Raw genomic sequence first — 26908 nt, 5'->3', positions numbered from 1 at the left:
TGTCGCTTAAAGTGTTGGCATGATTTGAAAGAATCGTTGGATTTTGCGACGGATGACTACTTGTTTTTGCTGCGGTATCAGGGACATTAAAAAATAAGACTGAACTTTCAATAACGCTTTAGTTTTTGTTGTTTAATTCAGTGATAATCCATAGTCTTTGATGAAGAAGAGATAAATTTATAACGTGCTATCTGCGCTATTACAGAGCGCTGAGATCTGATCTCCATCGGGGTTATCGCCGTGTGTCTCTTCGTTCAGTGCAGCTTGTGGGATGGGCACTGTTTACGAAATCTTATGGATAGGTGTTCTGAGAAAAAGCTGGGCGGTGCCTATCCTCGTGGAGTATCTGTTTGAAGTGGCTGTGTCAAAGCTTACCCTGCTGTCATCAGGTTGATATCATGCGCTGTTCCTGTACCTGCTGATGACCTGGAATACTCCTGTCCATTGAAAAATTCATGGGCTGAGTACGTTTTGACTGCGCTCAACGCTCGGATTTGTGGGCTGAGCGCAGTCGAAGCCCAGATCAAAGTAGTAAATTCCTGTGATTAAGGATTGGAGGGTTGGCTGGTCGGTACAGGCTGATTGCCTTCCCGTAGCGTAGGTTCTTGCGCCTCCAAGGATGCGTCTACTTTTTGCAGGTGGGTTTCGGCAGGGGGATGCGATTTGGCGATCGCCAGATCATGACCATCATCGGGTCTGCGAACCGAACGCACGACGGTTAAGGCTTCTTTAATCACGACTGCAATGGGCACTGCCACGACGACGCCTAACAATCCGCCGACCCTTGCCCCCGTCAAAATTGAAATAAATACCCAAAACGGGTTTAAGCCGGTAATGCTGCCTAGCACTCTGGGTGCTACTAGATTTTCGACGACTTGTTGAACAATCACGGCAATAATGATCACCTGAATTGCCATACCAATATCGCGCAGGGCAACCAGCAATGTTACCAGGGCTATTCCAGCAGTGCCACCAAAGGGAACCAATGCCATAAACCCGATGGTTAAGCCAAATAACAAGCCGAAGGGAACTTTAAATAGCAGAAAACTGGAGGTCAAGCCCGACCCCATACAGGTCGCAATAATAATTTGGCCGATAAAATAATTTTGGAAACTCAGCCGTAGCGTTTTAGAGAAAGGCTGTTGCACGCGGGTGGGCAGCCATTCAATTAAACTCACCCAGATATCTTTGCTGTGTTGGAGGAGATAAAAGGTGAGAACAACGGTAAGCAAGACATCGAGAACTTTGGATACCGTAAAGACTGCCAGATTGAGTGTGAGATTTAGGGCTTGTCCGGCGATGCTTTGCAGTTGGGCTTTGAGGCGATTATTAATTTGGGCAATCAGTCCGTCTAGACTGAGGGGCAAGCCCATATTATCGACCCGCTCATTGAGAATCATCAGTTGTCGTTGCCCGGAGTCGATCCATTCTGGCAAGCGGGCGACCAGTTGTTGGGCTTGACCAAAGGCTAACGGTAGTAAGGTCACCCCCAGTACGGATAAGACCAGAATAGTTAATAAGAACACTACGATGGCGGCAGGTTCGCGGTTTAAACCTCTACCTTCTAGCCAACTCACAGGATAGTTGAGCAGAAAGGCAAACAGAGCTGCCACCAGAATAATGATGAAGAGAGACTGAAAATAGCCAAAGATGGTGGAGAATGCCCAGGCATTCAAAACTGTCAGCGGTGCGACAAGGGCGAACGTCAGCAGCCGTGATGATGGAGTCAGCGACTCCCACCAGATAATAAGCCGATTTTTGGGTGGGGATGACCCGGAACTAACCATGAAACCATCTTACTGTTGAGCAGTGATATTGGTATTATCCTGAACCTTGTGGCAGATTGCATCTGACTTGACATAGAGATTGGCAATAGTGCTATAAAAACGCACCGGGATGGCGATCGCCAGATCTCTCCAGGACAATTCGTCTGTAGTCAAAGAGACGTGTGATCAAATGAGAAGACGGGCAGACGAGCGATCGCTTATTCTTTTGATTCCATGACTTGGGTCAGCCGTTCAATCGCATGGGTGAGATTTTCCTGTGCTGTGATTGCTGGATCGGGCGGCGGCGGAGCGGCTTCTTCTTGGCGAATTACCTGCTTTTTAGCATCTTCAAATAAGCGAATTACCAGGAACATGGCTAGCGCAATCACCAAAAAATTTAAGACAGCGGCTAGAAATACGCCGTACTTAATGCCATTGATGGATAGGTTTGCCAGATCTTCGACATTTGCCGCTTTTAATGCAGGGTTTAAGATAGCGGGCGTCAAGATATCTTCTACCAGCGATGAAATAATCTTGCCAAATGCGCCACCGATCACCACAGCAACTGCCAGATCGACGACGTTACCCTTCATGATGAAATCGCGGAAGTCGTTAATGAAACCTCCAGTTGCTCTTCTTCCCCGTTGTAGTGCCATACGATTTCCCTATGTGTTGACGAACGAGTTTCGCTTTATGCCTGAAATAGTACCTGATTAGGGGCAACGGATCGAGCATCGATTAAATTCGCTTTGGTTCCAGCTAATATCAGCCTAATATCCGCCTCAACATGAACGGGGTTGAACTTCGCAACCCTTTTTCAGATAGGCTCTTAAAAAGGGCTGCGGGGAGCTGTAAATGAACTTCTTTGACAAGCTGAATCGAGCGATCGCTAATCATCAGAGTCTGTTGTATATTGGCTTAGACCCAACCCCTGATGCCTGGTCAGCCTGCTACGAGGCTATCCGCCCCACCCAAGCCGCGCCAATCTCTGCCCAGACTCAGCCCACGGTTCCGCCCTTCCGCCATTTACACGATCAGCTCAAGCGTCTGATTGAGCAGACCCAATCGCTGGTCTGTGCCTATAAGGTCAACCCCGAGTTATATCGGATTTTGGGCGCACCGGGGCTGGAATTATTGTTCGACCTGTTGCAAGCGATTCCCCCGGATATTCCGGTGATTTTGGATGCTAAGCACAGTGACCTCAACACCAGTAGCATTTTTGCCCAAACAATTTTTTTAGACTGGCAGGTTGATGCCGTTACCCTGAATACCTATGCAGGGCAAGATTTAGCGGCTCCCTTTTTGGTCTATCCTGACAAAGCTGTGTTTGTGGTCTGCACGACAACCAATCCTGCTGCCAGAGCGTTGCAGGAATATCCCGATCCAGAGCATCCGTTTTATTTGCGATTGATTGAAGAAGCCAAAACCTGGGGCACGTTGGAACAACTGGGGTTGGAAGTCGGCGCAGCGCAGCCGTCGGTCTTGGCACGGATTCGGGCGATCGCCCCAGAACGGGTGATTTTGGCACGGAGTGTCTGGACAGAAGGCAGTGATATTGCTCAAACGCTAGAGGTAGGTTTAAATTCCAGTGGCGGTGGATTACTGATTCCGGTTTCGCCAGACGTATTATCCCAGACGGAAGCACCGACCCTGATCCAATCCTTGCGAGACGACGTCAACCGGGTGAGAGACACGGTGATGCAGACCAGTCCCAACTGCACCTTGTGGATGCCCGATGTTTGTCTGCTTCAGCACCATGCCCATGAACAACTGATCTTGCAATTGTTTGACATTGGCTGTTTGCAATTTGGCGAATTTGTCCAGGCTTCGGGTGCTACATTCCCTTACTACATCGACCTGCGCACCATCATTTCCAATCCCCAGATTTTTGAACAGGTGATTGCTGCATATGCTGAGATTCTCGAAACCTTAGTCTTCGATCGCATTGCCGGAATTCCCTATGGAGCGCTGCCGACCGCTACAGGGTTAGCATTGCGGCTCAATCGTCCGATGATCTTCCCTCGCAAAGAAGTCAAAGCCCACGGGGCGCGTCGGTTGATCGAAGGTCACTATGAATCTGGAGAAACAGCGGTCGTCGTCGATGACATTTTGATTTCGGGCAATAGTGCGATCGAAGGGGCAGGTAAGTTGAAATCCGTTGGCTTACAGGTGCAGGATATTGTCGTGTTTATCGATCATGAGAAAGGGGTAAAAGATCGGCTGAAACACCAGGGATATCAAGCTCATGCCGTGTTAACAATTTCTGCGATCGCCCAGACCTTATATGAAGCCGGTCGATTGGATGATCAGCAATTTGCTGCGTTAGGCATTCATGACTTGCAATGAAGTGGAATCGACGCCAGTTCGTCCTAATCTAAACCTGGTGGGTGGGGTGGGCAAAGCCCACCCCACCCACGTCGCAGGTGCAGGATATTTGGCGATCGCAATAGGTTATACCGAGTCAACTGCAACGACCATTTCTCCTAATCGTTTCAGTACTTGCAACACACCATACAGTTCATTATTGGGATTCACCAGGGAAAACAATTTGGAATTGGCATATTCCGCCGTGGGTGGGGGCATTGCCTTCAAAAATAAAAACTCATTGCCGTTCGTAATCATGCCAAAGGTTGGCTGGGCGATCGCTGGATTGCTCAACGCTGGATTGCTCAACATATACGCAAGTGTCTGAGGGAGCACTCTATAAAATTAGCTAATAGATGAGTTTTCTTATTGAAACTTTACAGAACGGAGATATAGGCGACAATAGGGGAATTAGATCCAATGGTTGTTTGTCAGATTTTTGACAGCGGAGCTTGCAAATTCATGGTGCAGCCATTGCACCTCTACAATTAAGTGAACCCCCCTTTCCTCAGACGCAGTATTGAGAGTCTATTCATTTGGAGGTATTGGCTATGGTGATGCTCGAAGAACGCACCCAGCACAGATTAACCATGCAAACATTAGAGATTGCTGCCGATACCAAGACGCTGCGATCGCTGGATTGGGATCGCGATCGCTTTGATATTGAGTTTGAGTTGCAAAACGGAACGACCTATAACTCTTTCTTAATTCAAGCGGCACACACGGCGTTGATTGATACGTCTCACGAAAAATTTCGTACCCTCTATCTCGATGCCTTAAAGGGATTGGTCAACCTGTCGAAAATCGACTATCTGATCATCAGCCACACCGAACCTGACCACAGTGGCTTGGTCAAAGATGTTCTGCAACTGGCTCCTCATATCACGGTCGTCGGGGCAAAAGTTGCCATTCAGTTTCTTGAAGACCTGGTGCATCAACCGTTTAAGCGCATGATTGTGAAGAATGGCGATCGCCTGGATCTGGGCAACGGTCATGTCTTGGAGTTTGTCTCGGCACCCAACCTGCACTGGCCTGACACCATCTTTACCTACGACCATAAAACCCAGGTTCTTTTCACCTGTGATGCGTTTGGCATGCACTATTGCGACGATCACACCTATGACGAAGATTTAGAACTGTTAGAAACCGACTTTCAGATCTACTACGACTGTCTCATGGGACCCAATGCTCGTTCGGTACTGTCGGCATTAAAGCGGATGGGTGAATTGGGCGAGATCAAAACCATTGCTACGGGGCATGGACCGTTATTGCAATACAACGTCCCGGAATTGGTCGGTCGCTATCGCGAATGGAGTCGTGCTCAGGCAAAGGCTCAGACGACAGTAGCACTGTTTTATGCGACAGAGTATGGCTATGCCGATCGCTTAGCCGAGGCGATCGCCCAGGGTATTGCCAAGACGGGGGTACAGGTTGAAATGGTCGATCTAAAATCCACTGACCCCCATGAAGTCACCGAAATCCTGGGGCTATCGTCGGGTGTGATTATTGGTATGCCACCGCAAACCGGCAAAAATGTAGGAGTAGTGCAATCTGCCCTGAGCACGATCCTTGCAGCGACCAACTCTAAGCAAGCCTTTGGACTATTTGAAAGCGGTGGCGGCAATGATGAATCGGTCTATCCTCTGCGCAACAAGTTACAAGAGATTGGCTTACGCGAAGCTTTTCCGCCTGTTTTGATTAAAGAAACCCCGAACAAATCCACCTATCAACTGTGCAACGAAGCTGGCACCGATATGGGGCAGTGGTTGACGCGCGATCGCACGGTGAAGCAAATGAAATCGCTCGATAGCGATTTAGACAAAGCCCTGGGGCGGCTGAGTGGCGGACTCTATATCATCACGGCGAAGAAGGGAGATGTGTCTAGCGCCATGCTGGCATCGTGGGTAGCACAAGCCAGCCTGGAACCATTGGGGATTACTATTGCCGTTGCCAAAGATCGGGCGATCGAATCGTTGATGCATGTGGGCGATCGCTTTGTTCTCAATATTTTAGAAGAGGGCAATTACCAGGCGTTGATGAAGCACTTTCTCAAGCGGTTTCCACCCGGTGCCGATCGCTTTGCCGATGTCAAAACTTATCCGGCGGGTGATGGTTCTCCCATTCTGGCGGAAGCATTGGCATATCTGGAATGTGAGGTGATCAGTCGGATGGAATGTAGCGATCACTGGGTGGTGTATAGCTCCGTGGACGCGGGACGAGTCTCTAATCTCGATGGGTTGACGGCTGTCCATCATCGCAAGGTCGGAAATCATTACTAAACTCTAAAAATTATGGCTGATATTAGACCACGGGATGTTCAGGTTGCCGAAATCGGGGCTAATACGCAGGTATTGCGATCGCGCACGTGGGATCGGCTCAAGTTTGAGATTGAATATGCCCGACAAAAGGGAACCACAGCTAATTCCTTTTTGATTCAGGCAGATCGCACCGCACTGATTGACCCACCCGGCGAATCGTTTACCGAAATCTTCATTGAAGAATTAGCGCATCATGTTTATCTACAACGGATCAATTACGTTGTTTTAGGACATGTCAATCCCAATCGTTGCACCACTTTAAAAGCACTGATTGGCGTAGAAGTTGCGTCTCAAATTACCTTTGTCTGTACGCGAGCGGGAGAAGTTGCCTTACGAGCCGCGTTTCCTGACCAAAAACTCCGGATTATCGTGGCGAACAGCGAAGAAACGATCGACCTGGGGCAAGGTCATATCTTGCACTTTATCCCCACCCCCACCCCACGTCATCCCGATGCCCTTTGCACCTACGATGCTGCTACCCACATTCTCTATAGCGATAAATTTTTGGGTGCCCACATTTGCAGCGATGAATTGTTTGATCGCAATTGGCGCGAGTTGGATGAAGATCGACGATACTATTTCGACTGCATTCATGCTGCCCAGGCAAAACAAGTTGAAACTGCTTTAGAGCGATTATCGTCCTTTGCGGCATCCGCCCGGATTGTTGCCCCCAGTCATGGACCCTTGATTCGCTATAGCGTTAGCCGCTTAATGTTTGACTATCGCTATTGGTGCGAACGGCAGCAAGCCCAGGATTTTTCGGTGGCTCTGCTGTATGCCTCTGCCTATGGCAACACCGCAACCATGGCAGCGGCGATCGTCCAGGGGTTAGTGCAGTCGGGCATTTCCGTACAATCGATCAATTGTGAATTTGCCAAACCGGGCGACATTACAACAGCGATCGAAGAAAACGATGGCTTTATCATTGGCTCTCCCACCTTAGGTGGTCATGCCCCTACTCAAGTGCAAACGGCGCTGGGTATCGTCCTTTCAACGGCTACTAAAAACAAGTTGGCAGGGGTGTTTGGTTCCTACGGCTGGAGTGGCGAAGCGATCGATTTATTGGAAAGTAAATTACAGGATGCTGGATATAGCTTTGGGTTTGAGCCAATTCGGGTGAAATTTAAACCCACCGATGACACCATCCAACAATGCGAAGCGGCGGGAACCGAGTTTGCTCAGGCTCTGCGTAAGGTGAAAAAGGTACGGGTACCGCGCCAGCTGATAGCTGACCCCCAAGCCGATCGCACCGCTCAAGCCGTCGGTCGAATTATTGGGTCTCTGTGTGTGTTAACCACGAAAACCGGAGACACGCACAATGGCACGCTGACCTCCTGGGTATCGCAAGCTACCTTTAGCCCGCCTGGACTGACGATCGCCGTTCCGAAAGCTCAGTTTGACAACCAATTGAGTCAACCGGGCGAAGGCTTTGTCTTAAATGTCTTAAAAGAAGGACGCACCCTGCGACGATATTTTCAAAAACCACCTGTCTCCGGAGATGATCGATTTGCGAATCTGGCAACCCACCCGGCAAGCAATGGCTGCTTAGTCTTGGACGAAGCCCTATCTTATTTAGAATGTACGGTGCATAACCGCATGGAATGCGGCGACCACTGGCTGGTCTACGCCACGGTAGATAATGGCAAAGTCATGGAAGCGGTTGGCGTGACAGCGGTGCAGTTCCGTAAAACAGGCAGCAGCTATTAAAGGACATCCAGCAGTAATGGTGTAAAGCGGCAGAGCTGCTCTACACCATCATCGCTATTTCTATGACGGGCAGGAAAAGCGATCGCTTTTACTTTTGCTGATGCGCCTGCAACCAGATCAACACATCCGATATCGTCGATAGGTCAAACAGATCTTCTGCCAACGCCTCGACCTGAGCCAGAGATAATTGTTCGATAAGCGATCGCACATTGGGCGGCAGAGTCCCAACCTTTCGGGTTAACAGTCGGGTGATAAGAGCGATTCCTTCTTGTTGTTTCCCTTGCTCTAAGCCTTGCTCTAAGCCTTGCTCCAAGCCTTGCTCTAAGCCTTCTGCCAGCGCCTCTTGATAGACTCTGGTCTGTTTCAGGTCACTCAAATTCAGCATTTGCTCAATCTCCTGGCGACTCAATTGGGGAAATTTGTACACCACAATCGTTTCGATCAATTCTATTATCGCTTGCTGACTTAGTCCGGCGATCGCTGTTTGTTGTACCTGGTTCAGCAATTGTCTAGCTTTGTCAGCGGCGCTAGACTCTGGTTCGATGATGAGCTGTATCAGCCCGATCCCTGGAGATTCTGGTACGTCGTTCAGTTCATCCAGATAGATGCGATGAATCTCCGGTAACGCCAACCAGCTTTGGTAAGGGCGCAGGTCGGTGGGTTCGAGCGATCGCTCTGGATAAAGTACCACTGCTTGCCAATCAAAAATGTCAGGATTTTGGCGCAGGAATAGACAGACTTCTGCAAACAATCGTCGATAGAGAAATTCATCCTTTTGAAACTGTACTTCTAAAAAATAGACTCTGGATGCAGTACCTTTGGAGGGAAGAAATACGCCATCTATGCGAAAGGCAGTTTGCTTTATTTCTACAGACCGAAAGGTATAGCCCTGGGCGAGCTGAGGCGATTGACCAATCAACTCGAAGAAAAGCCCTGGGGCGGTTTGAAATAGTCGATAAAAGAGGGAATCGGTTTGCACGGAACGTGCCTGCATCAACGGCTAAGATTTAAAAATCGGCACTGAGGGGCGCACGCGGGAAGGGGATGACATCGCGGATATTGGTCATGCCGGTGATGAATTGCACCAGTCGTTCAAAGCCCAACCCAAATCCGGCATGGGGGACGGTGCCAAAGCGACGCAGATCAAGGTACCACCAGAGGTCTTCGAGAGGCATTCCTGCTGCTTGAATGCGGCGTTCTAAGACATCTAATCGTTCTTCCCGTTGCGAACCGCCGATGATTTCACCAATGCGGGGAGCCAGCACATCCATGGCTCGAACCGTTTTTTCGTCGTCGTTGAGGCGCATATAAAAGGCTTTGATGCCGACGGGGTAGTCGGTGACGATCAGGGGCTTTTTGAACAAGTCTTCTGCCAGATAGCGTTCGTGTTCTGATTGCAGATCTAAGCCCCAGGACACAGGATATTCGAAGGTGCGATCGCTTTTTTCTAACAGGGCGATCGCTTCGGTGTAGGTAATGCGTTCAAACTGGTTGTTGATAATATTGTCTGCTGTTGTCAGAACGGAGTTATCGATGCGTTGATTGAAAAATTCCATATCTTCCGGGCACTTCTCTAGCACCGCCTGGAAGACATATTTCAAAAATTCTTCTGCCAACGCCATATTCCCCATCAGGTCGCAAAATGCCATTTCTGGCTCAATCATCCAAAATTCTGCCAGGTGGCGCGAGGTATTGGAATTTTCGGCGCGAAAGGTTGGTCCGAAGGTATAGACGTTGGTGAACGACATTGCCATGATTTCGGCTTCGAGCTGACCGCTGACGGTGAGGTAGGCGCGTTTGCCAAAAAAGTCTTGACTAAAATCGATCGCTCCCTCTTTCGTTTTGGGCACCTGGTTTAAGTCCAGGCTGGTGACGGTAAACAGTTCGCCTGCCCCTTCGCAATCGCTGGCTGTGATCAAGGGCGTATGTGCCCAGAGGAACCCGCGCTCCTGGAAAAATTGGTGAACGGCGGCGGCGCAGGCATTCCGTACGCGGAATACGGCACCCAGAGTATTGGTACGCGATCGCAAATGTCCAATGGTGCGCAGAAACTCAAAGGAATGTCGTTTCTTTTGGAGTGGATAGGTTTCGGGGTCGGCATCGCCATAGACGGTGATCGTGTCTGCTTTGAGTTCGATCCGTTGTCCTTTTCCGGGAGATGGCAGCAACACCCCGGCAACATCTACTGACGCGCCTGTGTTTAACTTACGCACCGTTTCGGCATAGTTGGGAAAGTCCTGGTTAATTACTACCTGAAGATTTGCCAGGGACGACCCATCATTGACTTCGATAAACGAAAATTCTTTTAGTTCGCGTTTGGTGCGCACCCATCCTTGAATGTGGACGGATTCATCGGGCTGACCACTGCGGAGAAGTTCTGCGATACGATGGCTGCTCATGTTGGCGTGACTAGAAATAATCCTTTCTAGAGTCTACTGTCTGAACGCAAAGCCTGTCATATATCCCCTGTAAACTATAGCGCTTCGCGCCTAGATAGATGACGGTTGTTGTGAGAGAGCCGCGCTCCGCGCGGCTCTCTCACAACACCTTGCAACCAGGTCTTGGTATGACAGGTTCAAGGCAGAGCGGTTAATGCGATCGCATTAGAGCAATCTCAGTTGCGAGGTCATCGGTTCTACCAGAGCTTCAGAAAGGGCTGGATCGGGCAGCGGATCAAACTGCCAGTCCGCCTGATCACTGGGAGACTCTATCTCTTCGGTCATCAAACCCTGTGCTGCCAGCATCAGTTCGTGGGCGAGGTCGCGCAGGTCGGGGCGGTTGTCTAAATAGGTTTTTAAGGCATCGAGCGGTTCGATGGCACTGCCAACGCCTAACTCGGGTAATCGCGGACGTGCCAGTTGGCTGACGAGTTCTGGATGGATGGTATAGGCGTGAGCCGTTGCTAGAGCGGTATGCAGGGTCGTGTTGTCGATGAGTTCGAGTTGGTCGGGGCGAATCTGGTAAATTAATCGGACGACTGCATCGGCGATCGCTTCCTGCTGAATAGCCTTCAATAAAGCGGTGTGGGGTTCGTCTAATTCGGATAGATTAACTCGAATTGTGCGAAAGGGACGCACAGGTAACGGACAAAACTCGATCTGCGTTTGGCCGCGTTCGACGTCAATCAACATGTAACCTTTATCTTCGTGCTCTTCGCTAAAATCGACGCGCTCGATACTACCGGGATAGACCACGGGGGGTTGCTCGCAGAGGATCTGATGGCGATGCACATGCCCCAGAGCAACGTAGTCAAAACACGGACGGGTGAGTAATGCCATCGGCACTGTGAACCCTTTGCCCACCGCCATAAATCGTTCGGCACCATAGCGGGCGGTATCGGTCATCAGGTGCGCCAGCAGCACCGTGGGTAAGCTTGGGTCAAGGCGACGGATTTCGCCTTCCAATACGATCCTTAAACGATCGATCAATAATTCATTAACGTCGGCTAGGGAGAGTCCTTCAGTATCTGGGCGGGTAAGGAGAGTGGAGCGGGTGAGCCAGGGCAGGGTGATGATCTGGATGGCTCCGTTGCGGGTTTCTAACGTATGGGTTTCCAGGCGATCGCCGACGACAAATCCGGGAACACCCAGGGTCTGGTAAATACTGAGGCTGGCTCCACCCTGTCCTTGGGAATGTTGATCATGGTTGCCGACCAATAGCACGGTGGGAATTTGTACATCTGCCAGGCGACGAAATTGGCTGGCAAAGGCTTGTTGCACAATTGGCGGAGGGGTGGCATCGGGAAAGGCATCGCCGCCAAACAGGACTAAATCGACAGGTTCGGCGATCGCCCGATCGATGCATCGGCTTAAGGTCTGGACAAAGTCTTCTAAGCGCGAATTCAAACCCGTTTCAGGATTAATCCGCCCATGGGAAAATCCACTGCCCATGTGGATATCGGAAAGATGGAGAATTTTGATCATGGAGGTTTCCCAACCTTTCTAGAACCGTAGGATGCTCAAAATCGTGGATCGATCAACCCTGAAGATTTAGTGTTGTCAGCGCGGCAACGCCGCGCTGACAACACTAAATCTTCGGCGCTCAGAATTCTGGGTCTTGCGAGTGCCATGACGTTTGCACCGCAACAGCTTATCCTAACCATACCGCATTCTACGTCATAGATTAGTACTCCTGTTTTATTGATATGCAAGCGACCATCACGACCTGGTATCTGGAAATGCTCGATCCGGCGCAACTGCGTCCCAAATTTTCCGATCATCCCCATCTCTCAATCCAGCACGCTGAAATCCCGTCACCCGAATTCAGTCGGTTTTTGTATGCCAGCGTCGGTGGCGATTGGTATTGGCTCCAGCGCTTGAGTTGGTCGTATCAGCAATGGTTAGACTATCTGCAACGTGATGCCGTTCAGACCTGGGTTGCCTATGTTTCAGGTACACCGGCTGGCTATATCGAGCTAGACGCACAAGCCAACCATCAGGTCGAAATTGCTTACTTTGGGTTGCTCAAACCATTTATGGGGCAGGGCATTGGCGGACATTTGTTGACCACAGGGATTCAGCAGGCATGGGCAATGGGGGCACAGCGGGTGTGGGTTCATACGTGCGATTTAGATAGTCCCTATGCGCTGGCAAACTATCAAGCGAGAGGATTGCAAATTTATCAAGAAACGCAGTGTATTGAAGCGCTGCCCGACCAACCGATCGGACCATGGGCAGGGGCTTACTTGCATCAGGACAAAACATGAATCTTGATGAAGTTGGTGCTGTGAGTCGCTTGCACGGGACTGCCACCCAAAATCAAAATTTTGTCCCCCGTTGTGACCAGGTGCCGTTGTTTGAGTTCAGTTTCAATCTGTTGGACGAGGTCTTCAACCGATGTCACGGGGCGGTCTAGCAGCAAGGGTGTTACGCCCCAAATTAAATTGAGTTGATGGTAAACCTTGATGTCGGGGGTGAAAGCAAGGATGGGGGTGCAGGGACGTTCAGCCGCCACGAGTCGGGCGCTATAGCCTGTGGTCGTAAATGCGGCGATGCTACGCAACTTAAGAATTTTATCGACCACGTTGATGGCTTCGCTAATGGCATGAGTTTCATCGTCCTCTGCCGGGGGTTGATTGGGTATATCAAGCGTTTGCTCGACTTCGGTAGCGATCCGCACCATCATCTCCACAGCTTGCACCGGAAAATCACCGACTGCCGATTCGCCCGACAGCATCACTGCATCGGTGCCGTCCATAATGGCGTTAGCCACATCGCTGGCTTCGGCGCGGGTCGGTCGAGGATTTTTAATCATGCTCTCTAGCATCTGTGTGGCAGTAATCACGGGAATACCGCGCTGATTGCAAATGCGGATCAGTTGCTTTTGAATGATCGGCACCTTTTCAGGATTGACTTCAACCCCCAAATCGCCACGCGCCACCATAATGCCATCGCATTCTTTCACAATCGCGTCAAATTGGCTGACTGCCTGTGGTTTTTCGATTTTGGCAATAACCGGCGTTGTGGCTGCGCCTAAATCTGCTAACAATTGTTTGAGCGCTCGCACATCGTCTGCCCGGCGGACAAAACTGAGCGCTACCCAGTCAATCCCCTGGGATAACCCAAATGCCAAATCCTGTTTATCTTTGTCTGTCAGAGACGGCAGTCTCAGATCGAGACTGGGCAAATTGATTCCTTTGCGGCTTTTGAGGATGCCGCCCCGGATCACCTGGCAGATTACCGATGAATCGGCGATCGCTTCTACCCGCAATTCTAATAAGCCATCATCCATCAGCACCCGTGCGCCCGGTTCGGCTTCTTCTGCCAGATAGGGGTAGTCGATCGGAATAGTGTGGGGATGATGGTCAAATTCGGCGATCGGCATTAGCACAACGGTTTCGCCATCCTGGAGTTGCATTTCGCCAATCGGCAATTGTCCGACCCGCACTTTAGGACCCTGCAAATCTTGCAGCAATGCCACTGGTAGATCCAATTCGGCGGAAGCTTGCCGTAATAGCTTGACTGTGCGGGCGTGGTCGTCGTAGCTGCCGTGAGAAAAATTGAGTCGGGCAACGGACATGCCTGCTTTCAGCAACTTCCGGATGACCTCTGGCGAATTGCTGGCGGGTCCGATAGTGGCGACAACTTTGGTGCGATGGAAGGGAAAGGGCATAGGGGAGGTGGGGGAGTGAGGGAGATGGGGGAGTGAGGGAGATAGAGGGGTGAAGGGGTGAAGGGATGGGGGAGGTGGGGGAGATAGGGGAGATAGGGGAGATGGGGGAGGTGGGCTTGCCGTGAGCGTAGTCGAACGGGAGATAGGGGAGATGGGGGAGGTGGGGGAGATGAAGGGATGAGGGAGATGGGCTTGCCGTGAGCGTAGTCGAACGGGAGATGGGGGAGGTGGGTTTGCTGTGAGTTTAGCGGGATGGGGGATAGAGGGGTGAAGGGGTGAAGGGGTGAAGGGATAGAGGTGCGATCGCCACCTTATGATTTAATGCTGACCAATTGCCAATTCGCTTTTTGTTCTGCCGAAAAGAGTGGCAACTCAAGTATCCCAAATGTTCCTGCTGTTGTCGGTAATGCAGTTGACGCCGGGTGTTTTTGCCGCAGCATCACAAATGAATTACAGCGCTTCGCGCTTGAGTATGTTTAGATTTTTTGTTGTGTGCCGCGCTCCGCGCGGCACACAACAAAAAATCTGTGGCTTAATCAATTGAAAATGGCTGTAACCTGTCATTCTTTTGGGAAGAGCGACGGCTTCGCCGTCGCTCTTCCCAAAAGGATTGGGTTTGATGGCATTCATGATCCTAAAATAACGATAGGTTGATATCGATAGATGCGCCAAAAATGGAACTATCGAAATCAATATCTGAGTCGGTTGAGTGCCCAAAACTGAAGCCGCCATAGAGCGAAAGTCGGGTTGTGCGGTTGAGGGTATAACTCAATTGGGCGATGAGTTGTTGGTAGGTGTCTTGTCGATCTTGTTCGGTAAAGTCTGCCCAAAGAAATTGATAACTCAGCCCGGTCTGCATGTTGTTGAGCAGGTTGTAGGTGAGGGAGACACCAACGGTATTGAGAATGCGGCTGCGATCGCTTGGATCGGCAAAGCTCAGGCGCAGTTGATAAAAGCTATTGAGGTTCAGACGAGGCAAGATTGGGTCGCGTCGTGCCAGGGTGACGCGAACGGAATGGTCATTGAGGAAGCGATCGCCGCCATCGGCTTCAAATAGTTGCTGGTTGCTCAAACTCAGCTCGCCATACATACGACGGGAGAGAAAATGACGGATGCCAGCTCGAAATTCTAATTCGTTATAGTCTAAATCGCTCAGATCGCCATACCGAATCAGGTTGCCTTCGATCGATGCCAGCAACATTGTTCTCGCATTCAGACGTGGGGCTGCTGAGAGTTGTAGCCGTGCGCCAATGAGTTGGTCATCCAGTGGGTCAATTTCATCGAGCAAAATATTATCGCTATGAAAATAGCTGACCCCTGCCGAGAAAAATACACTGGGTGGTTGGGGCGATCGCTGGAGTTGCAATTCTAATTCTCGCAGTTGCAATACGCCCAGTTCTGGATCGGCTGCGGCATTATCCTGATTTGCCGGATCGGTTGGATTGGCTGGATCGGTAGGAGTGTCAGGCGCAGGTATGGGAGCAGAGGTCGGATCGGCAGCAGGGCGCTGACTCATCAGCGGTGAAACTGGGCTGACGCAGAGAACTTCGTCACGGATAGCGCGACTCGGTGGCGCTGGGCTACCGGGTGTACACCCGTTGAGACAGACGTCGTCTGGGGGCTTGATGCTCCCTAGATTCCCCAATCCTGGGGGACGTTGAAGGGTTCGGTTTCCCCTGAATTGACCAGGGGAGGGCGATTCGTCAGATGTCTGGTTCGGTTCAACGATGGGTGTGAACACCGTCGCTGATGCTTGGGGTGGAACGGTGGTCAGAGGGGCAGGGACAGCAGGTTGCTGAGGGGGAAGGGCGGGGATGGAGCGAGATTTGTCGCGGGTCGGCCGCCGATCCGGAGGAACGGAAGAGGGCGTTACCCGATCGCTAATGTTCGGAACCGTTGCTGGTGTAGGGGTGATCTCAGCGGCGATCGCCGGTTGGGGCAAACCAGAGCCGATGGCTGCGATCGCGGCAACCCAGCCCATCAGAGGATGCAATCTCAATGCGTTAGAAAAAATGAAACCCATGGTTTCAAAACCACTTAACAAATCATCAATAATTCAGCCTGGGTGCAAATCGTGGGCAAGTTCTTCAGCTCGGACGAGGGTGGAGAGCGCTCTCCACACCCGTTTCTATACATCTCTAGGCATCAAGGATTATTACCGTTGCCATTACCGTTGCCGTTGCCGTTGCCATTGCCATTGCCATTGCCGTTGTCATTGCCGTTGCCGTTATCCGGAGTCCCGCCATTGTCGGGTCTACCGCCTGCTCCAAAGCCAATGCCAGGGTTATCTTGTCCTGGTGTATCGCTCACACCGCCACCGGGCGCATCACCGGCACCAGGCCTACCACCGGCACCAAAGCCGATGCCGGGGTTGTCCCGTCCTGGGGTGTCACCGGGTTCGGGTGTTGCTGGATCACCGCTATCAGGGGTTTCTCCCGGTTCAGTTGTCGGATCATCGTCAGGCGTGGGCGTGTCTGGTGTCTCTCGGCTTCCTCCAAAGCTATCTCGGGCAGGTTGAGGCATAGCATCGTCGCCCGGTTCGAGGGCGTTGTTGCCTCTTCCGGTGATCAAGTCGGGGTCTTGAGCCGGAGAAACGAGGTCGTTGGGAAAGTTGATGGTTGTATTCTCTGGCAGTGTGATCACGGTTGTAGGGGTGAGCACACCTTCCTCGACAGTCACAAATCTGAGGAACGATCGACTGTTTTCGGTGCCAAAATCTGCCACAGACGTTGAGTTATCGACCGTAAGGGACAAATTTAGATCCGATGTCGTGGCGTCTTCAACCGCTGGATCAAACTCTGAGTTGGGATTGAAGCTGAGATCTACCCGCTCGGGTAAGCGGACAAAGTCGGGGGTGTTGAGAGTGTCGCTGGCAGTCAGTGGCGCTTGGCTGGCTAAGGCACTTTGCATTTCTGCCTGGACGCTGGCGATCGCCGGATTAGAGGTGCCCGCTAAATCAGCCGGGGTCAGCCCGCGAACCAGATCGCTGGTTTGATAAAACCGATTCAAATCAAACTCATAAATGCCAACGATGTCGTCCCCAGTGGCGATCGCCATCTGGCCGCCCTGTAAGGCTTGCGATCGCGACCCGTCCCGGTTAAACATCTCAATTCCACTATCGGTCAAAGCCCCGACAATAGTGGTATCCGTTTCGGGAATATAGCGAACAAATAGTGCAGAACCGCGAATGCCTGCTGCTGCATTAGGGGTGCGCACGCGGGTTTGCCCCTGCCCTGGCGGAATCAACAGCAAAACGGTACCATTCGACATGCGAAAGTCGCGGGTACCGGGCGTAAACCAGAAGATCGCCTGTTCCCCAATGCGACCGAGCGACCCATCATTAAACCGCAACTCGGCTAACGAATCGCGTGCCGTTGCTACTCCATCTCCCGGTGCAACGACATCAGACAGTTGGGCAGGGCGAGACGCTTGCCGTTGCAACAATAGCTCGACGCGATTGCGGATTGCCTCAACCACGGCTTGATTCAGAGCTGTTTGCGCCTGACTTTGGCTGGGCAAGAGTAAAATACTAGAGAGACTGATCAATCCTGCCATCAGCACCGTCTGAAATGAATCGGCAATACGACGGGCATAGTGGGTCGTCGCGGCATGCTGATGTAGGAGTGTCATCGGCAGACATAATGCTGAGACGGTTTTGCGAAGCACTGGAAATCTCCAAATAATTCAGGACAGAATTTGATCGCACATACGTTGCCTATGTTTTGATGCTAAATTGCCGTCCAAAGGTATTTCAGCAATGCAGATGCAACCTCTGTTGATCCCTTATAACGTAGGGTGCAAGACCCATCAGGAAGGAACATTGTGGGGAGAGTCAGAAGTGGTGCTGTCCTGACTCTCCCATCGCAGTTATTGAAAAGCTCATCAGTAATGACTGAGTTGGCGGCTTTTTGTGCCCTTCAATCATGGAGTATTTGGCTCAACTATAGCGCTTCGAGCCAGGATAGAGGATGGGTGTAGTGTGAGAGCCGCGCGGAGCGCGGCTCTCACACTACACCGTGAACTTCATGCCGTTGAACATCAAGTTCAGAACTCTCAAGCCAATAGTAGCTGGGGGGTGAGCCGCAATGCCGCTCACCCCCCAGCCCATCCGACGATGATTGAGAACCGATCCTGATACGCTGTATTGTCGGGGTTTAGGATTCGCTAGCGGTGCTATTACGTTTGCGGTGTGCCAAACCCAACAGACCTATCCCCAAAAGCCCCAGTGTGACGGTCGGTTCAGGGACTGCAATGGGGCTGTAAGCAATGCCAACGGGACGACTCAGGCGGATATCGGCAGGTGTGAGGACATCGCCACTCAGACCTTCTCCAGGTAAGGGGTTGCCATTGGCATCAAAGCGGGAAATCGAGCCAATATTGCCATTGAGAAAATCGAAAATCGGGGTATAAAAATTACCGGCTGGGTCAAATGTCAGGTTGCCCATAAAACCAAAGGTGCTGCTGGAAAACTCGGACAATAGCGCCCCTGTAGCCACGTCATAGCTGCGAATGGCATTAGCAAAGTCGCTGACAAAGAGGGTACCATCGGGTCCAAATGCCAGTCCTAACAAGCTCACAAATCCTGTGCTGTCGGGGGCAATCTCGGGGGTGTCGAATACTACCGGAGTTGCGGTGCTGTCGTAGATGTTGTATTTCAAAACCTGGCTGGCAAAAGTACTCGTAGCTCCACCAAAGCCATCGGCAACAGTGCCTTGAGTGGTGACATACAAGTTTCCGTCGGCGTCAAAGAGCAGATCATTGGGACCGTTTAAGCCATCTGCTGTGCCTGTTCCAATAGCAAAGACATCAACAAATTCGCCCGTAACGGCGTCATACCGCACAATTTCATCGGAACGGAAACTGCTGACATAGAGATAGCCATCGGGTCCGAACGCTAAGCCGTAGGGGCGCACCAGATCGCCACCCTGGTCAAACCGTCCCAGCAATTCCCCGGTCTTGCCGTCAAATTTGAGGATGACACCTGCATAGGTAATGGGATCGGTAATAAAACTAACGTAAAGATTGCCGTCTGGTCCATAGGTCAGGTCATCAGGAGAGAAATATCCTTCCAGTGCGGAAATAAATTCGCCTCCGATTTTCCCTGTTCTTTCATCGACTAAGAGAACATTATTACCTTGAGTATTGCCCACTAAGAGGGCAGCTTCTGCTTTGGAGATGCTGAAGCTGAGGGGGCTAAGGGTACCAATTAATACTGAAGCCGCAGTGACCAGTGATGTTTTGAAGGTGAGATGCATAATGCTGTGTAAAAACAGTAGGGCGATTTGAATTATTTCTCAAACCGTTTCTCAGAGGGTGTTCATACCGTTACAACTTCCGAAATTTCACGGATACTTCATCAAAGGTTTATCCCGCTGTACGGATTGATTCAGTACGGTGTTGTGGGGCGCTCCACACCTCACAACACCATTTCTGCACTTGACGAACTTGCACATCGCTATACAGCAATTCTTAAGGATGCGCAGAACAAGTTGCTATAGGAGAGCCGCGCAGAGCGCGGCTCTCCTATAGCAGGCGTAATCCATTCAGCTGCGAAGCGATGTATCTGTGGTCTCAAGATTGGGACGATTCCAGGGCATTGTAGAACTCGCCCACCCAGGGAACCTGGGTCAAATCCGCGAAGGTGATTTGCCGCTGTTGCCGATCGAGGGCTTCGATGCGTTGTTTTTCTGCGTAAATTTGCTGTTGATAGTATTGGCTGAGTTCGGGACTTTCCTGGCTATTGGTTTTTTCCCAAAGGTTGAGGAAGTGGCGGCAGCGTTTTTCGCACATCACCCGTTCCATACAGGCGATCGCCGTCCGAATGACTAGCGGTGCCCGGAGAATATCGCGTTGGTTTTTTTCGTCGAGTTGAAACAACGGCTGTATCTGGTTAAACCGTTCTGGAAACTCGGCACAACAGTTTTGTAATCGCCCAATTAGATCATCGGCTTCATCATCCCACAGGATTTCCTGGGAACCATCACGTGGCATGACCTCGATCTCGTCGTCATTAACCCCGTTTGCCTGAGCGATCGCCTTGAGGTCTGATCCATGAAATTCCATCAACTGTTGCCAGAGAAACCGATGATGGGCAATGCCAAAGTCTAAATCTCTTTCTTCCAGAGCCGCAATAATTTGATCGCGATAGTCAGGGAAATGCAGGTAAAGCCGGAGCAGTTGGGCTTCGGCTTCTTCAAGTAAGGTGCGATCGCCCGGAGTTTGCCATTTTTGGGCGCGCCCGTGCCAGCGCTGCCCCCGCACCTGGGTGCGCAGGTCGGTTTCCAATTGCAACGAAAGCCGCGCATTGCCCTGGCTCAGCAGATCCGCACAGCGATGAATGTAATGGGTTCGCAGGGTGGCATTGGGTAAGTTTCCCAGCAATTGGGCGATCGCCTCCGTCGCTTGTTGAAACTGTTCGGGCTGGGTCAAATTCAAGGTGGCTAGTAGTTGTTGAATTTGCCAGTCAATCCACAACGGAGACTGTTCCAAAAGGGTGTGATAGTCGTCGGCAGTGTGGGTTTTGAGAAATTCATCAGGGTCTTTGCCCTGGGGAATATTTAAGACGCGCAGTTGCACTTCGCCCCGATAGGCTAGCTCTGCCACTTCTTTGATCGCCCGTTCGGCAGCTTTGGCACCTGCTGTATCAGCATCAAAGTTGAGGACGATTTGTTTCGATTCGGTATAGCGCAAGATTTGCCGAATCTGAAAGATACTCAGAGCTGTGCCTAAGGATGCAACGGCATTGGTGATCCCCACGGCATGGAGTGCGATCGCATCGAAATAACCTTCAACAACCACGGCTCGGTCTTGTTTGGCGATCGCCGCTCGCGCTTTATCCAACGCAAACAGGGTCTTGCCTTTATCAAATAGCTCCGTTTCTGGCGAGTTGAGATATTTGGGTTGCTCATCGCCCAGGCTTCTGCCACCAAAGCCAATCACCCGCCCCTGCAAGTCATGGATGGGAATCATCAGGCGATCGCGAAATCTATCGTAATAGCCACTGCCCCCTTGCCGGGGCACAATTAACCCTGCCCGCTCAACCAGTTCGACAGGATAGCGCTTTTGCTCGACCAGATAGCCATACAGCGTTTGCCAGCCTGCTGGTGCATAGCCCATCTGAAACTGTTGAATAATAGCGGTGTCTAGCGCTCGCTCTGTCTGCAAATAGTGCAATGCCCCCTCTCCTTGGGGTTGATGCAATGCATGTTGAAAAAACTGCATTGTCATTGCCAAAATTTCGTAGAGCTGCTCCCTCAGCGACTGTTGCCGCTGATATTCTTGCCGCTGTTCCGGTTCAATAGTGCGAATCGAGAGCTGATAGTGTTGCGCCAGATTAAACACCACTTCGCCAAAGGGCTGTTTATTCAGCTCCATCAAAAATTTGATGGCATTTCCCCCAGCACCGCAACTAAAGCAGTAATAAAACTGTTTGCTGGGGCTGACCGTAAAACTAGGAGACTTGTCATCGTGAAACGGGCAAAGCCCGACAAAATCTTTACCCCGTTTCCGCAACAGCACATGCTCAGAAACCACGTCTACGATATCGACGCGCTGTTTTACCTGTTCAACCGTGTCAGGGTGTAGCCGAGGAATGTCCATGGGTGCTAAAAGCAAACAGGTTAATCGTAGAGTTTATGCCGTGTCTAAGCTGGAAACGCAGATCGCCTGTTTAGTAGAGTGCGGCTCCGCCGCACTCTACCAAACATAAGATTGGATTTAGATCACGGCTCGTCGATTATAGTCTGCTACTGATAAGAAACCTAGCCTATCTTCGTTGTGGTTGGTGATGGGCGATCGCAAAATTATAGCAATTCCCAAGGGCGTGCAGTCCAGGTGTTGTGAGAGAGCCGCGCGGAGCGCGGCTCTCTCACAACACCCATAATCTATCCATACGCGACGCGCTATACCGTCTGCATCTGTGCTAATTTTGGCAGGTGCGTTAGCGTGTGGTTGCAAAAAGCCCCTGTCGCAAGCGATTCTCCCTACAAAACTACATATGCAAGATGCGCCTAAATTTACGTCACCTGTTATCCTGATTTGCAGGCAATTCTGAGACCGAAGATTTCAACAGAAATCCGCCATTGATCGGCTTAAACTTTCCGAGGACGTATGGGACGAATTTTTATTTCAGCAGGGCATGGAGGCGTAGAAAACGGTAGACCCGACCCTGGCAGCATCGTAGACGGCACGACTGAAGCGCAAGAGATGATCTTGCTGCGAGATCTGATTGTGCCGGAATTGCGATCGCGTGGTTTTGAAGTATTAGCGGTTCCAGATGATTTGAGTTTAGACGGCACGATCAACTGGATCAATTTTCGCTATCGCACAGGTGATATCGCCCTGGAAATTCATGCCGAGTCGTTTAGCAACCCAACCGCTCGGGGAGCAACCGTTTACTACATCGCCAACAACGACCAGCGCAAAGCCCATGCCGAATTACTTCTGCTTGCCCTCCTGCGGCGGGTACCCCAACTCCCCAGCCGAGGTGCCAAACCCGATACGCAAACAGGCCTGGGTAGTTTAGCCTTTTGTCGCCGGACGACGGGGGCTTCTTTGTTGAGTGAAGTGTGCTATTTATCCAGCCCAGACGATCGCAATCTGTTACAAACCCGTCGCCGCGACTTTGCCTTGGGCATTGCCGATGGGCTAGCCTCCTGGAGCCGAGCCGTTTCAGGCGGATCACCCTCGCCTACGCCCACGCCGACCCCCACCCCAGGCACCTATGCTGCCATAAATATCAACCTGAATGGAGGAATTTATGGCGAACAAGGCATCCTGGTGAACAACAATGCCTATATTCCGATTGATCTGGTTGATGGCTTAAGCATCAATCTGTCTAATGCGCCCAATGTTGCCCGTGTTTCCTACGGCAATGTGGTTTACGTTCGAGCGGTCGATTTACGCGATTATAAAATCTCGGTTAGCTGGGACGGGGCAAATCGCACGGTCATTCTCAGAACGGTGCTGGAAATCTGCCCCGGTCAATTCGATCGAATTGCCGGGCAGGGCAAAACCACGGAAACGCAGTTACGGCTGTTCCTTAAAAACCATAACGAAGCCGCGATTACCCAATTCCCTGATCTGCCTCGGCTGTATCGCGAAGAGGCAGCAATTGAAGGGATTAATCACGACATTGCGTTTTCTCAAATGTGTGTCGAAACCAGTTACCTTAAATTTGGCGGGACGATCAAACCCGAACAAAATAATTTTGCTGGTTTAGGTGCAATTGGCAATGATGCTGCCGGTGCCACCTTCCCCAGTGCCCGCATCGGTGTGCGTGCTCATATTCAGCATCTCAAAGCCTATGCCAGCACCGAACCGCTGGTGCAAGAGCTGGTCGATCCGCGCTTTCGGTTTGTCACTCGGGGTGTTGCACCGCTGATCCAGCAGTTGAATGGACGGTGGGCAGCCGATCTTCAGTACGGCACCAAGATTTCAGCCGTCCTCACGTTGCTATACGAAGCCGCAGGCATCTTATCCACATAGTGATGGTTTATAGCAGTATGCAAGTTCGTTGATTCAGAACGGTGTTGTGGGGCGCGGAGCGCCCCACAACACCGTTCTGAATCAACCTGCGACTCTTTTTGAGAGATCAATCGCGCAGCCGTCGATCTCTCAAAAGGAATTGGGTTTGATAAAATCCTCGATCCTCAACCAGATGGTGCGTCTCAAGCAACCCAGATTACATTCCGGGTAGGTTTAGCCCACCTGTGAGTTGTTCCATCCGATCGCGCATGGTGGCAGTAGAAACGGCATAGGCGTCTTTCATGGCGGCTAAAACCAGGTCTGAGAGAACGTCTGCCCCTTCTCCCATGACATCAGGAGAAATTTCTACCCGACGAGGTTCCTGGTTGCCGCTCAGCCATATTTTTACCAGTCCACCACCCGATTCACCTGGTAATTCCATTGCTTCTAGCTCTTCTTGCAGCTTCTTTGCACCTTCTTGAACCTGCTGAGCTTTTTTGAGCGCTTCGGTCAGTTCTTTCATCTTGCCTAGACCGAAACCGCCGAATCCTTGTCCTTTTGACATAGCTTCCTGTGATGAATTCCTAGTGTGGATAATAACGTCCTAACCGTTATACCCATCATAAAAGGCTTCCTGCCGATTGACCATGCGCCTGGCACAGAACTTATTCTGGTCGGTGCTTTCTGACCAGTGCTCAATCCGCCTCTCCGGCATGATAGGAACTGCGTACCAACGGTCCCGATCGCACTTGAGAAAACCCCATTTCTTTGGCGATCGCCCCTAACTGATCAAATTCTTCAGGCGTCCAATATTTTTGTACAGGCAGATGCTCTAGCGACGGTTGCAGATATTGCCCCAGGGTCAAGCGATCGCACCCGACCGCCCGTAAATCGTGCAGGGTTTCAATAATTTCTGCCTGAGTCTCGCCATGCCCCAGCATCAGCCCTGACTTGGTAGGGATAGTGGCATCGAGGGTTTTGACGGTGTGTAAAACAGCAAGCGATCGCTCATACTTTGCCCCTCGCCGCACTGGATTTTGGAGCCGTCTAACCGTTTCGACATTGTGGTTATAACAAGCAGGTTTTGCCGCAACAACTGTGGCAATGCGCTGCTGTTGTGCAGTTTCCCCGGCTGTGCCGCCCCAAAAATCGGGCGTTAAGACTTCAATCTGGGTGTGGGGATGACGCTGGCGAATGGCGGTCATGGTTTGCACAAACCAACCTGCCCCCTGATCGGGTAAATCATCGCGGGCGACCGAGGTCAGCACTACATACCGCAAGCCCAAAAGCTGCACAGACTCGGCAATTTTTTCGGGTTCTGCCGGGTCGAGGGGCATGGGGGCGTGCCCTTTATCCACCTGACAAAATGCGCAAGCACGGGTGCAGGTGGGTCCCATCAGCAAAAATGTTGCCGTTTGTTTGGCATAACATTCGCCGCGATTGGGGCAGCGACCCTCCTCACAAATGGTGTGAATCTGCCGTTGTTTGATAATCCGTTGCACAGTAGATAACTCGCTGGCATTGCCAATGGGGCGACGCAACCAGCTGGGCAAGTTGTGCAATGGAGATGACGTGTGATTAGCCTGCGATCGCATCCTGGTAAACCCAATTCAAACGTTTTACAGCGCTTCGTGCTTCGATCCGTGCTTAGATCTGTTTAGATTTTTTGGGGTGTGCCGTGCGCCGCACGGCACACCCCAAAAAATTAGGAAGTTTCACATTCAAGTCTTATCCATCATGCCGTAATGCTGAAAAATCTGGTATTGCTCAATCCGCCTATGGAGCAATCGTCGAGCCGGTTAAATCAGGAGGTTGTGGAGAACTCGTGCTCGGCGCGAGTCTCACACAACCATTGTCCTAATCAATAGCTCGACCGCTATAGCCAAAACCTGCAATGCCGAAAAAACAATCTCTTAAACGTGAAGCGCTACCGCGATATTTGGGATATCTAAGTAAGGGACCATCAGATTCGTGCATCTCGAAGTGTGAAATTAGAGCGATCTGATTTTACAGAAGCTACACTAGTTCATGCTGACAAATTGCTCGCAGAGCAATTGTTTTCTTCAGAGCAACCCATACATTATAGGAAGCCTAATCTACCTGGCAAGACGTTATTGAATCAAACTCACTCCGATGTTGACGGCTGTGCTGCGTGCATTCGTCATATCAACACTCGCGATCGCCAGGTTAATTTTTGATTTTTGCATCAAAATTGGGTTAGGTGTTAGCTCTATAACGCCAGCTCAACCTTAGATTAGGATCTCCAGATGATTGCTATAAGCAAAATGTGACCATTTAAGTAGATTGACTCAGATTACTGATTCTCTATTCTCACTATTCAATCGCCTGCGATGTAGAGCTGCCAACGGTTTCGCCGAAAGTTATCGAACTCGCAACTCTAAGAATCTTATTAAATTAATTTAGGCAACGATAGATTCTAAGTTTGATTTGCTGAGAATCAGTTATAAGGTCAAGAGATGGGTCAATATTGAAGATTATGCTCAACCTGAAGCTTTAACTTGTTGTTAGTCATCCAAAACTTGTTTCCTTCACTCACCCTTCGAGGAGTTTGTCGTGGCAACCCACAAAATTTTAGTCATCGATGACAGTAGGGTCATCCGCAATATGGTCAGGGATATGTTACCGAAAGGTAACTTTCAGGTTCTTGAGGCGAAGGACGGTGTTGAAGGACTCAACACTATTAACCAAGAACGTCCAAACTTAATCATGTTGGATTTTTTGCTTCCTCGTTTGAGTGGCTGGGAAGTGTTCCAACAAATTCAGGCTCAGCCAGATTTACGGGCACCCCTGGTACTCATGTCTGGGCGGAAAGAGGAAGTCACTGAAAAAATTCCTGAACCGTTTGAATATTTTGAGTTCATCGAAAAGCCATTTGAACAGAAAGAGCTAGTAGACGCGATTAAGTCTGCCATGGCGAAGTTCAAAAAATGGCCTCAACCTGTCAATGTATCTGCCAGTAGCGCCGCGATCGCAGCGGAATCTGCGAGTAATGCTGCTGAAGTAGAACTACTGAAGCAAAAAATTGACAAGATGCAGACCGAAATGGAAATGATGAAAAAGCAGATGGCACAAATTCTGTCGTTCATCAAGCAACGAATGAAGTAAAACGGCTAATCACTCAATTACGCGTTGACGTTGCTGGTTTGGGCTATGAAA

20 protein-coding genes and 1 pseudogene are annotated in these 26908 nt (G+C 50.7%); 6 read left to right on the top strand and 15 right to left on the bottom strand.

The window, feature by feature from the left end; all coding sequences use genetic code 11:
• Positions 1-545: 545 nt before the first annotated feature.
• From ACR6Z4_RS08605 to mscL, 3 genes are read right to left on the bottom strand one after another with little or no spacing between them, the layout of a single operon-like run.
• Complete coding sequence (locus ACR6Z4_RS08605) at positions 546-1787, bottom strand: AI-2E family transporter (protein WP_479716838.1); 1242 nt, start codon at positions 1785-1787, stop codon at positions 546-548.
• A gap of 9 nt (positions 1788-1796) precedes the next feature.
• The gene (locus ACR6Z4_RS08600; RefSeq protein ID WP_479716837.1) at positions 1797-1940 is read right to left on the bottom strand and encodes a hypothetical protein; all 144 of its coding nucleotides are present in this window, start codon (positions 1938-1940) and stop codon (positions 1797-1799) included.
• Between the two features lie 44 nt (positions 1941-1984).
• Positions 1985-2422, bottom strand: a complete 438-nt coding sequence (mscL, locus tag ACR6Z4_RS08595; RefSeq protein WP_479716836.1) for a large conductance mechanosensitive channel protein MscL — start codon at positions 2420-2422, stop codon at positions 1985-1987.
• 199 nt (positions 2423-2621) lie between these two features.
• On the opposite strand from mscL, the gene ACR6Z4_RS08590 reads away from it, so the two are divergent.
• Positions 2622-4112, top strand: coding sequence for a bifunctional orotidine-5'-phosphate decarboxylase/orotate phosphoribosyltransferase (locus ACR6Z4_RS08590; protein ID WP_479716835.1), 1491 nt, complete (start codon positions 2622-2624; stop codon positions 4110-4112).
• Positions 4113-4217: 105 nt separating this feature from the next.
• On the opposite strand, the pseudogene ACR6Z4_RS08585 reads toward ACR6Z4_RS08590, so the two are convergent.
• Positions 4218-4469, bottom strand: a pseudogene (locus tag ACR6Z4_RS08585) (restriction endonuclease subunit R); the annotation flags it as partial.
• Positions 4470-4681: 212 nt separating this feature from the next.
• Here ACR6Z4_RS08585 and ACR6Z4_RS08580 point away from each other — a divergent pair.
• Together ACR6Z4_RS08580 and ACR6Z4_RS08575 are read left to right on the top strand one after the other, a co-directional pair.
• Entirely contained in the window at positions 4682-6409 is a 1728-nt protein-coding gene (locus ACR6Z4_RS08580; protein WP_479716834.1) for a diflavin flavoprotein, read from the top strand.
• Between the two features lie 12 nt (positions 6410-6421).
• The gene (locus ACR6Z4_RS08575; RefSeq protein WP_479716833.1) at positions 6422-8155 is read left to right on the top strand and encodes a flavin reductase; all 1734 of its coding nucleotides are present in this window, start codon (positions 6422-6424) and stop codon (positions 8153-8155) included.
• An 88-nt stretch (positions 8156-8243) separates the two neighbouring features.
• Here ACR6Z4_RS08575 and ACR6Z4_RS08570 read toward each other — a convergent pair whose 3' ends face one another.
• From ACR6Z4_RS08570 to sbcD, 3 genes are all read right to left on the bottom strand, one after another.
• A complete protein-coding gene (locus ACR6Z4_RS08570; protein ID WP_479716832.1) occupies positions 8244-9134 on the bottom strand; it encodes an Rpn family recombination-promoting nuclease/putative transposase in 891 nt (296 codons plus the stop codon).
• 28 nt (positions 9135-9162) lie between these two features.
• Positions 9163-10554, bottom strand: coding sequence for an asparagine--tRNA ligase (gene asnS, locus ACR6Z4_RS08565; RefSeq protein WP_479716831.1), 1392 nt, complete (start codon positions 10552-10554; stop codon positions 9163-9165).
• Positions 10555-10758: 204 nt separating this feature from the next.
• Positions 10759-12078 carry an exonuclease subunit SbcD gene (gene sbcD, locus ACR6Z4_RS08560; RefSeq protein ID WP_479716830.1) on the bottom strand — a complete coding sequence of 440 codons (1320 nt, stop codon included), beginning with the start codon at positions 12076-12078 and terminating at the stop codon, positions 10759-10761.
• Between the two features lie 221 nt (positions 12079-12299).
• On the opposite strand from sbcD, the gene ACR6Z4_RS08555 reads away from it, so the two are divergent.
• Positions 12300-12860, top strand: coding sequence for a GNAT family N-acetyltransferase (locus tag ACR6Z4_RS08555; RefSeq protein WP_479716829.1), 561 nt, complete (start codon positions 12300-12302; stop codon positions 12858-12860).
• Here ACR6Z4_RS08555 and pyk read toward each other — a convergent pair.
• The 6 genes from pyk to dnaG all read right to left on the bottom strand — a co-directional run bounded on the left by pyk (position 12845) and on the right by dnaG (position 21865).
• Entirely contained in the window at positions 12845-14266 is a 1422-nt protein-coding gene (pyk, locus tag ACR6Z4_RS08550; protein WP_479716828.1) for a pyruvate kinase, read from the bottom strand. The two genes, ACR6Z4_RS08555 and pyk, sit on opposite strands and share 16 nt — an antisense overlap.
• Positions 14267-14716: 450 nt before the next feature.
• Entirely contained in the window at positions 14717-14896 is a 180-nt protein-coding gene (locus tag ACR6Z4_RS08545; protein WP_479716827.1) for a hypothetical protein, read from the bottom strand.
• Positions 14897-14900: 4 nt separating this feature from the next.
• Positions 14901-16289, bottom strand: coding sequence for an outer membrane beta-barrel protein (locus ACR6Z4_RS08540; RefSeq protein ID WP_479716826.1), 1389 nt, complete (start codon positions 16287-16289; stop codon positions 14901-14903).
• A 122-nt stretch (positions 16290-16411) separates the two neighbouring features.
• Complete coding sequence (locus ACR6Z4_RS08535) at positions 16412-17932, bottom strand: FecR domain-containing protein (protein ID WP_479716825.1); 1521 nt, start codon at positions 17930-17932, stop codon at positions 16412-16414.
• A 488-nt stretch (positions 17933-18420) separates the two neighbouring features.
• On the bottom strand, positions 18421-19521 hold the full coding sequence (locus ACR6Z4_RS08530) for a Vgb family protein (RefSeq protein WP_479716824.1): 1101 nt from the start codon (positions 19519-19521) through the stop codon (positions 18421-18423).
• Positions 19522-19837: 316 nt separating this feature from the next.
• The gene (gene dnaG / locus ACR6Z4_RS08525) at positions 19838-21865 is read right to left on the bottom strand and encodes a DNA primase (RefSeq protein ID WP_479716823.1); all 2028 of its coding nucleotides are present in this window, start codon (positions 21863-21865) and stop codon (positions 19838-19840) included.
• Between the two features lie 510 nt (positions 21866-22375).
• On the opposite strand from dnaG, the gene tftA reads away from it, so the two are divergent.
• On the top strand, positions 22376-23752 hold the full coding sequence (gene tftA / locus ACR6Z4_RS08520) for a hormogonium tapered terminus morphoprotein TftA (protein ID WP_479716822.1): 1377 nt from the start codon (positions 22376-22378) through the stop codon (positions 23750-23752).
• A gap of 196 nt (positions 23753-23948) precedes the next feature.
• Here the strand turns inward: tftA and ACR6Z4_RS08515 are convergent, their stop codons facing one another.
• On the bottom strand, positions 23949-24296 hold the full coding sequence (locus ACR6Z4_RS08515) for a YbaB/EbfC family nucleoid-associated protein (RefSeq protein ID WP_479716821.1): 348 nt from the start codon (positions 24294-24296) through the stop codon (positions 23949-23951).
• Positions 24297-24426: 130 nt separating this feature from the next.
• Positions 24427-25326, bottom strand: coding sequence for a lipoyl synthase (gene lipA / locus ACR6Z4_RS08510; RefSeq protein WP_479716820.1), 900 nt, complete (start codon positions 25324-25326; stop codon positions 24427-24429).
• 979 nt (positions 25327-26305) lie between these two features.
• Between lipA and ACR6Z4_RS08505 the strand changes: the two genes are divergently transcribed.
• On the top strand, positions 26306-26857 hold the full coding sequence (locus ACR6Z4_RS08505) for a response regulator (RefSeq protein WP_479716819.1): 552 nt from the start codon (positions 26306-26308) through the stop codon (positions 26855-26857).
• The last annotated feature ends 51 nt before the right edge of the window (positions 26858-26908 follow it).

This window comes from Calyptranema fuscum S582, from assembly GCF_055793305.1.
The sequence above is the reverse complement of the archived record's forward strand: the minus strand, read 5'-3'. Positions and strand labels throughout refer to the sequence as shown.